Consider the following 14,014-nt stretch of genomic DNA (forward strand, 5'->3'; position numbering starts at 1 on the left):
AAAAAGTTCTGTTGTGAAGAAGGATTGTGTTTTTATGAATGGAATAAAGAAGGTCGCTCTGGCTGCGGCTCTGGCCACTGGCAGTGTGCTGGCTCAGCCTGCTCTGGCACAGACCGCAGCACCGGCTCAGGCCCCTGCTCAGACGCAGGGCGCACCGGCTACCCGCCCCAACCTGACCCCGGAGCAGATTACCACTTTGCAGCGGGATATGACCACGGCGCTGCATTACAAACTGGCGTCCAATGTGGTGCCCCGACTGACCTCTACGCTTAAATCCATTCAGGCAGCTAAGATTCAGCCGCCGGGACGTTTCGGTATGTCTCTGGAAGAGCAGATTAATATGGTCGGAAAAGTGCCGGGTCTGGAACCGATTTTGAAAACAAACGGTTTTACGCCGCGTGAGTTTGTTATGAGCCTGACCTGTGTCGGTCTGACTGGCAGCCTGATGAATGTGCCGCCGGGGCAGGCGACCGGCAGTATCCCGACACCGGACGCGGCGAATGTCGCAATTCTGAAGAGCAATCCGCAAGAATTGCAGGAGCTGATTACTGTTTTGCGGGCTGAGCATCAGCCTGCGCCTGCACAGTAAGCATCAGACGGGCAGCATGTTCAATATGCTGCCCGTTTTTTATGAAGTTTACGCGACGGCTTCTGCCAGATTTTTTTTGGCAGCAGTGATCGCGCTCTCTGTTGCGGCATTCGGCGTGATCAGACGACTTGCCCGGCTCAGCGCCATGATGGGGAAAAACTGCCGATAGAGATCATACCGCAGCATGAATGCCCTCGAGAGTTCCGCGCCTTGTTGCAGACGTTTTGAGATTGCCGGATCATCCAGCTTAATGGTCTGGCCAACGCCGTAGCCGGGGAAGCCGGTGCCGGTATATTCTTCTTCAGTCCAGCTGCCATCGGGTTCCTGAAGATCAATCAGATAGCGGCAGCCTTTTTCAATAGCGGGATAATCCTGTGGGCGACCCGCGGCAATCAGCCCCATCAGCGCCCATGCGGTCTGAGAGGGCGTGGTTTTGCCACGGCCTATGGAAGAAACTTCCATATAGGATGCACAACTTTCACCCCACCCGCCATTCTCCTGCTGGTAGGCCACCAGCCAGTCACAGGCTTTGGTAATGTAGGGCTGCGTCATGTCCTCCCCAATGGCGGCCAGAGCTGGGAGAACGGCCCCGGTGCCATAGACGTAATTCACACCCCAGCGACCAAACCACGGCCCCTGCGGGTCCTGTTCGGCACGGACATAAGCCAGCGCGCGCTGAATGCACGGCAGATCACGCGGGAGGCCCAGAATGCCAAAGGCTTCCAGAATATGCGCCGTCACATCCACAGATGGCGGGTCCAGCGCTTCCCCAAAGTCACAGAACGGGATTTTTGAAAGGAGAGTCTTGTTGTTGTCCTTATCAAAAGCCCCCCAGCCGCCGCAGGAGCTCTGCATGCCGACCAGCCACCGCACGGCCCGCGCAATCGCTTCCTCAACACCGCGCTCTTTCCATTCCGGCTTGTGGCGGCAGGAAGAGAGGGCGATCAGGGCGACGGCGGTATCATCCGTATCCGGATAGAAGTCATTGGCATATTCAAAGGCCCAGCCACCGGGTTCCACATCCGGCAGTTTGATGGACCAGTCCCCCTTCACGCGCACCTGCCGGTCCAGCAGCCAGCCCAGAGCCTTGTCCATCTGCGGAGTAAAGCGCTCTTCGGCCCCGGCATCATGCAGGGCCATAATGGCCAGCATGGTATCCCAGACAGGGCTGTTTGTGGCCTGAATCCAGGAGGCGTCGCCTTTATCATGGCGCCAGCCGGGGTCATTCAGGGCATCAAGCGCCTTGGCCATGACGGGGTGGTGAAACTGGAACCCTTCTCCATGCAGCGCCATCAGGCCATAGACCCACGGCGGCTGAATACCGCCCCAGCCTCCGTCCGCATCCTGATGGCGGATAATCCATTCCAGCATGTGGCGGATGGCGGCTTCACGCATTGTGTTGCGTTTGAGAAATTTGGACTGGAGCCAGTGCAGGCCTTTATCCGTCGTGCGGAAAAAGTTTGACCAGAGATCCACCCCTTCCTTTTTGGGCAGCGTATAGTCAAAGTTCGCACGCCCTTCAGGGAAAAGAGCATTCAGGCGGTCCTGCGGGCGCAGAGGGCGGCTGGGGCGGCGGGCAGACAACACAGCCAGAGGCACCAGCGTGGCCCGCGCCCACTGCGCAAAATTATAGATGGAAAAAACAAACTTGTTGGGGAACCAGATAACTTCCGGCGGAAGGTTGGGGGTTTTCTCCCATGGCCATTCCCCGATCAGCGCAAGCCAGTAGCGTGTGAAAACACGGATGTTTTTCAGGCCGCCTTTCTGCGCAATCCACGTGCTGGCCTTGTGCAGAGCAGGATGATCTTCCGGATAGCCAAGGGAGCGTAACGCTGCATAAGCCTCAACCGTGGCATTGATGTCCCCATTGCCTGCGCCCAGATAAATCCCCCAGGAGCCGTCATCCCGCTGGGTTTGCAGCAGGGCATTACCCAGACGCGGGCGCAACGGATGGTCGTCCAGACCAAGAAACCACAGTGCCAGGCACCACTCGGCCTCCATGGAGGCATTGGACCCGACAGGCCCAACCCAGTGGCCATCGGGCTTTTGCTGGCTGATCAACCACTCACAGGCGGAAGACACAGTATGGGTCAGGCTGTTTCCCATACTTTTGAATAGTGGCATATTCATTCTATAAACACCTACAAAAAATAGAAGATCTTGTCTGGACGATTTAGGTTTTTGATGGTCTGGCGGCCTCTGCCGGTACCGTCAGTTTTTGAATATCCGCAAAGGCCGCATGCCACTCGGCGTCTGGCATGGTGATAAAGCCAAAGCTGCGGAGAAAAAAAGCACCTTCTGCGGCAAAAATCATGGTGCGTATCTGCCGTGCTTCATCAGAATGACAGACGTCATTCGTCAGCCAGCTGGCATACCAGTCTCGTATTTTCTTGAGATGATCGGGAGATTGCAGAAGAGTTATGAGCGTGCCCGCAATCCGGGTGCGGGTTGCATCATCAAGCTGGCCACAGGCCTGAACATACGCACGGGCCTTATCAGCAGGGCTGGCGTCTGGCGGTGTGTGCTTCTGCACTTCTGAATCGAATGCTGTAATCCAGCGGTCAATCAGGGCCGTAATCAGGTCGTCCTTACTGCCAAAGCAGTATTGCAACCCGCCCTTGGTAATCCCGGCTTCCCGCGCGACCGCGTCGAGTGTGAGGGCAATTGCGCCGTCTCTCTGGACAAGCTGCTCTGCACACTCCATGACCCGTTCCCGGTTGATGGTTCTGGGGCGTGCCATAACCTTCTCTTGCTCGCTGTTTCCGTCCAATCGGAATTAAACGAGATATTTTCCCCTTACAAGCCTGTTTTGGGCATACAGCCATGCCTGTTGCGTGGCCCTGTGGTGCGGTTCTCCCGCGTCTTACGAGGGGTTTGCGGCGTCAGCAGTGGGCTGCACGCGGCGGAAGGGTGAGGCTGTGCAGGGTGCCGCGAATGCGGAAATCGCCAAAATCCATATCCAGCATGTCAGAAACGCCATTTGCAAAATAGCGCATGCCAATCTCATAGTCTGGCAAGATGCTGTCCGGCGTGCGGCTGAAAAATGCTACATGCACGCGCCCGGCTGGTTGATTGGCCAGAGCGGGAGAGGTGACCGGGTCTTTCGGCGGCCCCCAGCCCAGAAGCGTGATGTACGTCTCCTGCGCCCCATCGGGGCCGGTGCCGTCAAACAGCAAAGGGGCGATATTGGGTGTGTGCTGCTGCGCTGCGGCAAGAATGGCGGCGGTGTGCGCCATGGGGAACAGCGTGCCATCCGGCAGCTTCAGCGTTTTTTTGATCGGCTTGTCATATTGCACAACACCATGCCCCTGTGCATCCACAGTGGCTTCTCCGCTGACAACCTGCAGCACGGCATCATTGGATTTCTGGACGGTGCGAAACACCAGATGCCGCCCATCCTTGCTTTCCAGCGTGGTGTAGTCGGACACCATGTTGACGGCGCCCCCATTCCGGGTCGCGCTTTGAATATCCAGATGCTGCTGAGTGGACCATGCCGAGCACGTATCACGCACCACGTAGGTCATGTTGCCGGTGGCCGAGAGGGTGTTGCCACTCGATTCTGCCAGGCTGAGGTCATAAAGCGCCCGTTGGCCAACCAGTGCGCTGGTGGCGGGTGTCGCGGCTGATGTGGGTGTGGGGGAGGTATGGGGGGCTGCTGCAAGGCAGGCAGAGGGCAGGGCGCTCAAAAGAAACGCCGAGGCCAGATAACCCCGGAAGGGGCGAACCCCGTCTGGTCGGGGTGCCGGGCGACTATGGCAGAGAGCCCGACGGGCATGGCGGCGGAGAAATGCAGTCATGCCTGTGAGAAAAGAGCATCCGGGGCGGGAGCGCAACCACCCCGAATGCGGCATCTGACGTGCGTTAGTCTTTTTTAACGGTCGGTTTCGGCTTGGGCAGGTCCAGAGCCAGAGAAAGCTCTTTCAGCCGTTCCGGCGGCACGGTAGCCGGTGCGCCCATCATCAGGTCTTCACCCTGCTGGTTCAGCGGGAACAGAATGACTTCACGAATGTTCGGTTCATCTGCCAGCAGCATGACAATACGGTCCACGCCCGGAGCAGAGCCACCATGCGGCGGTGCACCGTAACGGAAGGCGTTCAGCATACCACCAAACCGGGCTTCCACTTCGCTTTCCGGATAACCAGCAATCTCGAAGGCACGGATCATGACTTCCGGCAGATGGTTACGGATTGCGCCGGAGGATAGCTCAATGCCGTTACACACAATGTCATACTGGTAGGCGTTGATTTCCAGCGGGTCCTTGGTGTTCAGCGCCTCCAGACCACCCTGCGGCATGGAGAACGGGTTGTGCGAGAAGTCGATGCGTCCCGTTTCCTCGTTCATTTCATACATCGGGAAGTCGGTAATCCAGCAGAAGCGGAAAGCGTTCTTTTCAATCAGGTCCAGTTCTTCCGCAATGCGGGTGCGGACCAGACCGGAGAACTTGGCCACTTCATCGCCTTTACCAGCGGCAAAGAACACGGCATCGCCAGCGTTCAGGCCCAGCTTGGTGCGGATGGCTTCAACACGGTCAGCTTCCAGATTTTTGGCAATCGGGCCTTTGCCGCCTTCGGCCTCAAAAATGATGTAGCCCAGACCGCCAGCCCCGGACTCACGGGCCCAGTTGTTCAGCTTGTCAAAGAACGCGCGCGGCTTGTCACCAGCGCCCGGTGCCGGGATGGCGCGAATTTCGCCACCACCCGCAGCAATGCGGGCAAACAGGCCAAAACCGGAACCAGCAAACTCTTCCGTTACGTCAGAAATCAGCAGCGGGTTCCGCAGGTCCGGCTTGTCAGAGCCATAGACTTTCATGGCGCGGGCGTAGGGAATCCGCTCAAACGGGGCCTGACTGACGGTGCGGCCATTGCCGAACTCGGTGAACAGGCCGGACATGACGTCTTCCAGCGTTGCGAACACTTCATCTTGCGTGGCGAAGGCCATCTCGAAATCGAGCTGGTAGAATTCACCCGGAGAGCGGTCCGCGCGGGAGGCTTCATCGCGGAAGCAGGGCGCAATCTGGAAATAGCGGTCAAACCCGGCAACCATGGCCAGCTGTTTGAACTGCTGCGGAGCCTGCGGCAGGGCATAGAACTTGCCGGGGTGCATGCGGGCCGGAACGAGGAAGTCACGTGCGCCTTCAGGGGAGGAGGCGGTCAGGATGGGCGTCTGAAGTTCAATGAAGTTCAGATCCGTCATCCGCTTGCGCATGCTCTGGATCACGCGGGCGCGCAGCAGCATGTTGCTGTGCACGCTCTCACGGCGCAGGTCGATGTAGCGGTAGCGCAGGCGGAGGTCTTCTGGATAGTTCTCGTGGCCAGCGACCTGCAGGGGCAGGACGGCGGCGGCGGACTGCACCACAAACTCACGGGCGCGCACTTCAATGTCGCCGGTGGCCAGATCCGGGTTGCGGGTGGCTTCCTCACGGCGGACCACCTCACCCGTGACCGTAATCACGCTTTCAACGCGGGTGTTTTCAGCCAGCTCCATGGCCGGGTCACCCGCCGGGATCACAATCTGGGTGATGCCGGTTTCGTCGCGCAGGTCGATAAACAGCAGGCCGCCGTGGTCCCGTTTGCTATGGACCCAGCCGGACAGGCGCGCTGTGGTGCCGGCATCCTGTGCGCGAAGAGCCGAACAGCTATGGGTACGGTAAGGGTGCATTCTCTCGTCCTGAAATTGAGGGCCTGTGTTTCTATAACTGCGCGGGAGGAAGCCGGGGAGCCGCGCAGATGTCAAGGGAAAGACGTGGGATGCCGCGTCATGCAGGCGCGGATATCGGCTGCAAGCGCCTCAATGGCAGCACTTTGCGCATCCCACGCAAACAGGAACCGGGCCGCTGCGCCAAAAAAGGTATGGAATCGCCAGCCTCTGGCACGCAGGCTGTTCATGGCCTGCTCGGGCATGAGTAAAAACACGGCATTGGACTGGGCGGGCCATGCCAGTCGTACGCCGGGAATAGCCTCCACAGCCTGAGCAAACTGGCGGGCGCTGGCATTGGCATGGTCTGCATTACGCAGCCATGCGCCGCTTTTGATCAGGCTGAGCCAGGGGGCGGTGATAAAGCGCATTTTGGAAGCCAGTTGTCCGGCCTGCTTGGCGCGTTCGGCAAAGCCGCGGGCCAGAGAGCGGTCAAAAAATACCACGGCATCGCCCACGGCCAGACCGTTTTTGGTGCCGCCAAAGCTCAGCACATCTACGCCAGCTTCCCACGTCATGGCAGCCGGCGTGCAACCCAGTGCGGCGATGGCGTTGGCGAACCGGGAGCCGTCCATATGGAGTTTCAGTCCGCATTCCTTGCAGACTTCGGCCAGCGCACGGATCTCTTCCAGCGTATAAAGCAGGCCGTTCTCTGTCGGTTGCGTGATGCTGACCACGGCGGGTTCCGAGGCATGCGGGCTGCTGGCCTTGCGGCGGCACAGGCGGATGGCTTCCGGCGTCAGCTTGCCATCCGGGCAGGGCGGGGTGAGCAGCTTGCTGCCGCCGGAAAAGAATTCAGGCGCACCGCGTTCGGATGTTTCGATATGGGCAATGTCAGAGGCAATAACGCTGCAATAGGGCGGGCAGAGTGTTGCCAGAGCCAGTGCGTTAGCGGCCGTGCCCGTCAGGACAAAAAAGACAGAGGCCTGTGTGCCAAACAGGGTGCAGATGGCGTCTACCGCCAGACGGGTCCACGCATCATCCCCGTAGGCCGGGGCAGAGCCAGTGGCGGAAGCGCGGGTAATCGCCTCCAGTGCTTCCGGGCAGATGCCCGCATAGTTGTCACTGGCAAATTGCTGCGGCTTGTCTGACATCGGCATGGTCCGGGTTGGCGGGCGCGGGGAGGGGCTTCTATACCGCTTTCAGCCGGGGCCGTCATAGCCTTATTGCCGGGTTTTCTGCCCCGGAATGGTCGGAAGCATTGCTTTTGTCCCCCCATTCCGGTATGGCGACCGCACCGTGCAGGCACCCCTGGAGGCTTGCACGTTCTGGTTTTTAGGAGAATTCAACGTGTCCAAGATTACATCTATCGAAGCTTCGGCGCGCGCGAAAGCAGGTAAGGGGGCAGCGCGTGCAACGAGACGTGCCGGTCTGGTTCCTGCTGTGATTTACGGCGGCAAGAAAGAGCCGACTCTGATCGCTCTTGACCCCCGCATTGTTATCAAAGGGATTCAGGCTTCTGGCTGGCGCTCACGCGTTTACGAAATCAAGGTTGCCGGTGGTGGTACCGAACGCGCCCTGATTCGTGACATTCAGCTGCACCCGGTGAAAGACACCCCGGAGCATGTTGACTTCATGCGTCTGGCTGCTGGTCAGAAAGTGACTGTTGAAGTCTCCGTCCACTTCACGGGTGAAGAAAAAGCTCCGGGCATCAAGCGCGGCGGCGTTCTGAACATCGTGCGTCACACGGTTGAAGTTGAAGCGGATGCAGAACACATCCCTGAATTCTTCACGGTTGACCTGTCCGCTCTGGACATCAACGACAACGTGCGTTGGGAAGACCTGAAGGGCACGGAAAACGTGACCCCGCTGGTGCACATCCCGAACTTCGTGATCGCTACGATCGCCGCACCGAGCGTTGATGCAGCTGACGAAGCTGAAGAAGGCGAAGCAGAAGCTCCTTCTGCCTGAACGCCAGACAGGACGTTCTGAAAATTAGAGGATGGGGGCATGTGCGCAGCACGTGCCCCCAACTCACCAAGATGCAGGACCAGTGATGTTGCTCTGGGCCGGACTCGGTAATCCCGAGTCTTCGATGAGCCGACACAGGCACAATGTCGGTTTCATGGCAGTGGAAGCCATTGCCAGCCGCTACGGATTTTCTCCATGGCGGACCCGTTTCAAGGGACTCGTTTCGGAAGGCCGGATTGGCACGCACCGCGTGCTGTTGCTGCGCCCCATGACGTACATGAACCTGTCCGGAACAAGTGTGCAGGAAGCCGCGGCGTTTTATAAGATTACGCCCGACCATATTACCGCTTTTCATGACGAGCTGGATCTTGCGCCGGGTAAGGTGCGGGTTAAGCGCGGTGGCGGGGCAGCAGGGCATAACGGCCTGCGTTCCATGGACAAGATGCTTAGCACTCCGGACTACTGGCGTGTGCGGATTGGTATCGGACACCCCGGTGCCAAGGAGCGCGTGCATGGCTGGGTGCTTGGGAATTTTACAGATACAGACCGACAGACCTGGCTTGAGCCTCTGCTGGACAAAATGGCAGATGCAGCCCCTTTGCTGGCTGAAGGCCGGTCGGATCAATTCATGACGCAGGTTGCGTTGCCAGATGGGAGTAAAGGCTGATGGGGTTTAATTGCGGTATTGTCGGTCTTCCCAATGTGGGTAAGTCCACTCTGTTCAACGCGCTGACAGCAACAGCCACGGCGCAGGCGGCTAACTATCCGTTCTGCACCATTGAGCCCAACGTGGGCCGCGTGGCCGTGCCGGACCCCCGGCTGGAAAAGCTGGCAAAAGTTGGCAAATCCCAGAAGGAAGTGCCCACCAGTCTGGAGTTTGTGGATATTGCAGGCCTCGTGCGGGGCGCGTCCCGCGGGGAAGGGCTGGGTAACCAGTTTCTGGCCAATATCCGTGAAGTTGACGCTATTATCCACGTGCTGCGCTGCTTTGAAGATGATGACATCACGCATGTTGAAGGCGGCGTGGACCCCGTGCGTGACGCGGAAATCATCGAAACGGAACTGATGCTGGCAGATCTGGATTCGCTGGAAAAGCGTCTGCCTGCCCTGCAGAAGCGCGCCAAGAACCGTGATGCCGAAGCCATGGCGCAGGTTGAAGTCGTCGAGCCGCTGATCGAAGCGCTGAAGGAAGGCCGTCCGGCCCGCACCGCCATTCCGGCAGGGGCGGAAGAAGCTGTGCGTCGCCTGCAGCTGATGACCACCAAGCCCGTTCTGTATGTGTGCAATGTGGATGAAGACTCCGCAGCCACCGGGAATGATTTCTCCAAAAAAGTGCAGGCCAAGGCAGAAGCTGAAGGCGCTGCCGTGGTGATTGTTTCCGCTGCGATTGAGGCCGAAGTCAGCCAGCTTGCGGATGAAGAACGCCGCGAATTTCTGGAAGGTCTGGGCCTGAGCGATAGCGGTCTGGACCGTGTTATTGCAGCGGGTTACGGCCTGCTGGGCCTGCGTACCTACTTTACAGTGGGGCCGAAGGAAACCCGGGCCTGGACCATTACCGAAGGCACCAAGGCACCGCAGGCTGCCGCCGTAATTCACAATGATTTTGAACGCGGCTTCATTGCATGTGAAACAGTAGCCTATGATGATTACATCCAGTTCGGGGGTGAGGCCGGTGCAAAGGAAGCCGGTCGCCTGCGGATTGAAGGGCGGGATTACGTGGTGAAGGACGGTGACGTCCTGCTGTTCCGCTTTAACGTCTGAGCAAAACCGCACAGACAGTTTGGACAACAGAGAAACGGGGATGAAGGACGCCATCATGAAGGCGCAGGAAGACGGGCAACAGGGTATGGCACAGCAGACGGTTTCCGGGGCTGTGCCAGGCCCAATGGTAGCCCTGGCGCGTCGGGCCAGACTGGCGTCCCGCACTCTGGCACAAAGCCCGTCTTCTGCGCGGGACAGGGCCTTGTGGGCCGCTGCCGCAGCGATTCGTGAGGCCAGCCCGGCTATTCTGGCAGCCAACGCGAAGGATCTGGAAGCCTCAACGGCGCGCGATGCGTTCCGTGACCGTCTGACTCTTACCCCGGAGCGGGTGGAAGCTATGGCCGTCGGGCTGGAGGAGATGGCGGACCTGCCAGACCCTGTTGGCCGGATTCTGGAAGAATGGACGCGCCCCAATGGTCTGCGTTTCCGCCGTGTGGCGACACCGGTGGGCGTGATTGGTGTGATTTATGAAAGCCGCCCCAATGTGGGCGCGGACGCCGCGGGTCTGTGCATCAAGTCCGGCAATGCCGTGCTGCTGCGCGGTGGGTCGGAAAGCCTGCACAGTGCGCGGGCTATTCATGCAGCTATTCAGGCTGGTCTGCGCGCGGCTGATCTGCCGGAAGATGCTGTGCTGATTGCCCCGGATGCAGACCGTGTTCATGTGGCGGATATGCTGGGGGCTGCGGGTCTGGTGGACTTGCTCATTCCCCGTGGTGGCCGTTCTCTGGTGGAACGGGTGCAGCGGGAAGCGCGTGTGCCGGTTCTGGCGCATGCCGATGGCCTTTGCCACACCTATGTGCATTCCGCAGCGGACCCGAGCATGGCTCGCCGCATTGTGCTGAACGCCAAAATGCGACGTGTGGGCATTTGTGGCGCGACAGAAACCCTGCTGATTGATGCCGCGATTGCGCCTTCTCTGCTGCCGCAGATTGTGAGTGATCTGGCAGAATTTGGCTGCACCTTCCATGCGGATGCCGAGGCCCGGGCGATTATGCCGGACCTGCCTGCGGCAACAGAACAGGATTTCTCGACGGAATGGCTGGATGCCGTGCTGAACATTGCCGTTGTGGACGGTGTTGATGAGGCACTGGACCATATCCAGAAATATGGCTCTTCCCATACCGAGGCGATCGTTACGTCTGATGAAGCCGTCGCAACCCGTTTCCTGAACGGCACGGATAGCGCGGTGGTGATGTGGAATGCCTCCACCCAGTTCTGTGATGGGGGCGAGTTTGGCTTTGGAGCTGAAATCGGCATTGCGACAGGTCGTTTCCATGCGCGTGGGCCAGTGGGCGTGGAGCAGCTGACGACCTTCCGCTACGAAGTGATCGGCACAGGGCAGGTGCGGACCTGAAACCCGGCATGGTCTGGCGGGACACGATTCCTACCTGGGGTGACCGTCGCTATGCGCGGATTGGTCTGCTGGGTGGGTCTTTCAATCCCGCGCATGTGGGGCACCAGACCATTGCGCGCCGTGCGTTGGTGGCACTGGGGCTGGATCAGGTCTGGCTCATGGTCTCACCGGGCAATCCGCTCAAGCCTGCGGCCGGGATGGCACCTTTTGCCAGACGGCTGGCCTCGGCCGCTTCTCTGGCCGATGGGCACAGGCTGATTGCCACGGATATCGAAACCCGACTCGGCACACGCTATACGTTTGATACGCTGGGGAAGCTGCAAATGCGCTTTCCTAACGTGCATTTCGTCTGGCTGACTGGGGCAGATGGCTTTGTCACCCTGCCAAAATGGAAAGGGTGGAAACGTCTGCTGCATCGTGTGCCTGTGGCTGTCATGCCTCGTCCGGGGCAGAATATGCAGGCTTTACGGGGGGCTGCGGCGCATTATCTGGCGCATTATCGCCTGCCATCACGGCAAGCACGTCTGCTGCCCGATCTTTCACCCCCAGTATGGACTTTTCTTCCGGGGCGACAAAACGGTATATCTGCAACATCAATTCGTCAGCGGGGCGGCTTTGGGGATGGTGCGGGCCATGCCACCGTGCCCAATACGTTAAATTCAGGAGAATGATCATAACCAGCAAGCCACCCGCCGAAGCATCTGCACGCAGCAGGTCCTCCACGGCAGCCACCAAGAAGACAGCCCCTGCCAAACCGGCTCTGGCCGGTGCCGCCAAAGTTACGGGGTCTGTCCGTAAAAAAGCCGCTGCTGCCGGGCCTAAGGGCAAGGTCAAGCGTGAGGCCGCCTCTCCGGATGTCATCGCACAGTCGCTCGACCTCATCGTCAGCAGTCTGGAAGATGATAAGGGCGAGAACATCGTTGTTATCGATCTGACGGGCCGCGCGTCCTTTGCGGACCGTATGGTGATCGCCACTGGTGTGGCGGACCGTCAGATTTCCGCCATGGCCCAGCATATCGAGCGTAAGCTGAAAGATATCGGCATCAAGCGCGTTCTGGTTGAAGGCGCAAACGGGTCCGACTGGGTACTGCTGGATACGGGCGATATCGTTGTCCACATTTTCAAACCGGAAGCTCGTGAGCTGTATGGTCTGGAAAAAATGTGGGGCGCTGAGCTTGATGACGGGAATGAAGAGGCTGTGACGCCTGTCTGATCCTGTATCAGGTTTAAGATTTGCGCGTACGCAATGGGGAAGCAGCTTTTGCTTCCCCAATTTTTTTATAGCAAGGGGAAGAGTGGGGGATGAAGCTGATTGCTGTTGGGCGCATGAAGGACAAATCCGAACAGGCGCTTGTTGCACGCTATCTCAAACGCCTTCGCCCTAAGCTTGATATTGTAGAGCTGGCCGATGGTCGCGGTAGTCCGGACGAGATCAAACGGCGGGAGGCTCAGGCCATTCTCGCCGCCTGCCCGGATCAGGCTTTTCTGGTCGCACTGGATGAGGCCGGGCGCGCTTTTGACAGTCTGGCATTTTCCGCAGCCATAGCGGACTGGTCGGCTCTGGGGCGCCCGCTCTGCTTTGTGATTGGGGGCGCGGAGGGGCTGGATGCGTCCGTCATTCAGCGGGCCGATGCCAAACTCACCTTCGGCACACTTACATGGCCGCATATGCTGGTGCGGATCATGCTGGTTGAACAGATTTACCGCGCACAGGCCATTGCCGCAGGCCACCCGTACCATCGGGCTGGGCGGCCTTAAAAAGCGGACAATACAAAAAGCCGTTTAGCGGTTTTTCAGCACTGTGCGCAGGTTGCCAGCGTGTTGTTTTAAAAGAGCGCGGCCTTCCGCCGGGGCAAAACCAAAACAGACCAGAACGGCCAGTTTGATGCTGCCTTCAGCTTTTTCCAGAGCATCTTTGGCTTCGGCTTCCGTGCAGTCCGTCAGCTGTTGCACCATGCGGTGAGCGCGGCGTACCAGCTTGGCGTTGACGATTTTCATATCGACCATCTGCCCGCGCCATGTGTGGCCAAGCCGGACCATCAATGCAGTGGAAAGCATGTTGAGTGCGACCTTCTGCGCGGTGCCAGCTTTCATGCGGGTGGAACCGGCCACCACTTCCGGCCCGGTTTCAATCAGCAGGCCCAGCTCAGCATCCTGCAGGAGGCGCGTGTTCGGACTGCACGACAGGCCAATGGTCAGGCTCCCAGCGGCACGGGCACAGGTCAGCGCCGCGCAGGTGTAAGGCGTGCCACCACTGGCCGCGACGCCAATCACCACATCATCCGGGCCAGCCTTATGCGTTGTAATGGCGGTGCGGGCAGCCTCTTCATCATCCTCGGCACCTTCTACAGGCTGGAACAGGGCGGCATCGCCACCTGCCAGCAGCAGAACCAAACGTTCTTCCGGCCAACCATAAGTCGGGATGAGTTCTACGCCGTCCTGCAAACCAATGCGGCCAGACGTCCCTGCGCCCACGTAAAACAAACGCCCGCCACGCTGCAGGCGGGGCAATGCCGCCGTAATGGCCTCTTCCATGCCCGGCAGCGCTGCTTTGACTGAGGCCACGGCCCCAAGCTGGCTTTCCAGCAGCGCGTCCAGCAGCGTGCCAGTCGGCCAGAGGTCCAGCGCTTCATACCGGGAATCATATGTTTCGGTTTTGGCCGGAACACCGGCGGAGGATGGAACCTGCTGGGTCATACAACAAA

The 14,014-nt window shown here is 59.2% G+C and carries 14 protein-coding genes; 8 read left to right on the top strand and 6 right to left on the bottom strand.

Annotation, left to right across the window (positions count from 1 at the left end):
* Positions 1-34 precede the first annotated feature (34 nt).
* The gene (locus HK23_RS11995; protein ID WP_256940179.1) at positions 35-589 is read left to right on the top strand and encodes a hypothetical protein; all 555 of its coding nucleotides are present in this window, start codon (positions 35-37) and stop codon (positions 587-589) included.
* A 48-nt stretch (positions 590-637) separates the two neighbouring features.
* Here HK23_RS11995 and shc read toward each other — a convergent pair whose 3' ends face one another.
* From shc to HK23_RS12020, 5 genes are all read right to left on the bottom strand, one after another.
* On the bottom strand, positions 638-2,719 hold the full coding sequence (gene shc / locus HK23_RS12000) for a squalene--hopene cyclase (RefSeq protein WP_086654141.1): 2,082 nt from the start codon (positions 2,717-2,719) through the stop codon (positions 638-640).
* Between the two features lie 43 nt (positions 2,720-2,762).
* Positions 2,763-3,329 (bottom strand): TetR/AcrR family transcriptional regulator, encoded by a 567-nt coding sequence (locus HK23_RS12005; protein WP_063907188.1) that lies wholly within the window; start codon positions 3,327-3,329, stop codon positions 2,763-2,765.
* A 142-nt stretch (positions 3,330-3,471) separates the two neighbouring features.
* Positions 3,472-4,386 carry an EipB family protein gene (locus HK23_RS12010; RefSeq protein WP_179193898.1) on the bottom strand — a complete coding sequence of 305 codons (915 nt, stop codon included), beginning with the start codon at positions 4,384-4,386 and terminating at the stop codon, positions 3,472-3,474.
* 64 nt (positions 4,387-4,450) lie between these two features.
* Positions 4,451-6,247 (bottom strand): aspartate--tRNA ligase, encoded by a 1,797-nt coding sequence (aspS, locus tag HK23_RS12015; RefSeq protein WP_086654143.1) that lies wholly within the window; start codon positions 6,245-6,247, stop codon positions 4,451-4,453.
* Positions 6,248-6,318: 71 nt separating this feature from the next.
* The gene (locus HK23_RS12020) at positions 6,319-7,377 is read right to left on the bottom strand and encodes a threonine aldolase family protein (protein WP_373270331.1); all 1,059 of its coding nucleotides are present in this window, start codon (positions 7,375-7,377) and stop codon (positions 6,319-6,321) included.
* 196 nt (positions 7,378-7,573) lie between these two features.
* Here HK23_RS12020 and HK23_RS12025 point away from each other — a divergent pair, with 196 nt between their 5' ends.
* The 7 genes from HK23_RS12025 (at position 7,574) to HK23_RS12055 (ending at position 13,067) form a co-directional block, all read left to right on the top strand.
* Positions 7,574-8,194, top strand: coding sequence for a 50S ribosomal protein L25/general stress protein Ctc (locus HK23_RS12025; RefSeq protein ID WP_086654168.1), 621 nt, complete (start codon positions 7,574-7,576; stop codon positions 8,192-8,194).
* A gap of 85 nt (positions 8,195-8,279) precedes the next feature.
* Positions 8,280-8,861: an aminoacyl-tRNA hydrolase gene (gene pth, locus HK23_RS12030; protein ID WP_086654145.1), complete on the top strand. Its 582-nt coding sequence runs from the start codon at positions 8,280-8,282 to the stop codon at positions 8,859-8,861.
* Positions 8,861-9,955, top strand: a complete 1,095-nt coding sequence (ychF, locus tag HK23_RS12035; RefSeq protein WP_086654146.1) for a redox-regulated ATPase YchF — start codon at positions 8,861-8,863, stop codon at positions 9,953-9,955. Before pth ends, ychF begins: the two co-directional genes overlap by 1 nt.
* 85 nt (positions 9,956-10,040) lie before the next feature.
* Positions 10,041-11,309 (top strand): glutamate-5-semialdehyde dehydrogenase, encoded by a 1,269-nt coding sequence (locus HK23_RS12040; RefSeq protein WP_086654169.1) that lies wholly within the window; start codon positions 10,041-10,043, stop codon positions 11,307-11,309.
* An 8-nt stretch (positions 11,310-11,317) separates the two neighbouring features.
* A complete protein-coding gene (locus tag HK23_RS12045; RefSeq protein ID WP_086654147.1) occupies positions 11,318-11,980 on the top strand; it encodes a nicotinate-nucleotide adenylyltransferase in 663 nt (220 codons plus the stop codon).
* 89 nt (positions 11,981-12,069) lie between these two features.
* A complete protein-coding gene (rsfS, locus tag HK23_RS12050; RefSeq protein WP_063907192.1) occupies positions 12,070-12,522 on the top strand; it encodes a ribosome silencing factor in 453 nt (150 codons plus the stop codon).
* An 89-nt stretch (positions 12,523-12,611) separates the two neighbouring features.
* A complete protein-coding gene (locus tag HK23_RS12055; RefSeq protein ID WP_061491445.1) occupies positions 12,612-13,067 on the top strand; it encodes a 23S rRNA (pseudouridine(1915)-N(3))-methyltransferase RlmH in 456 nt (151 codons plus the stop codon).
* A gap of 24 nt (positions 13,068-13,091) precedes the next feature.
* On the opposite strand, the gene HK23_RS12060 is transcribed toward HK23_RS12055, so the two are convergent.
* Positions 13,092-14,006: an N-acetylmuramic acid 6-phosphate etherase gene (locus HK23_RS12060; protein ID WP_086654149.1), complete on the bottom strand. Its 915-nt coding sequence runs from the start codon at positions 14,004-14,006 to the stop codon at positions 13,092-13,094.
* Positions 14,007-14,014 lie beyond the last annotated feature (8 nt).

This window comes from Acetobacter malorum, assembly GCF_002153605.1.
GTDB classification, from domain to species: Bacteria; Pseudomonadota; Alphaproteobacteria; order Acetobacterales; family Acetobacteraceae; genus Acetobacter; species Acetobacter malorum_A.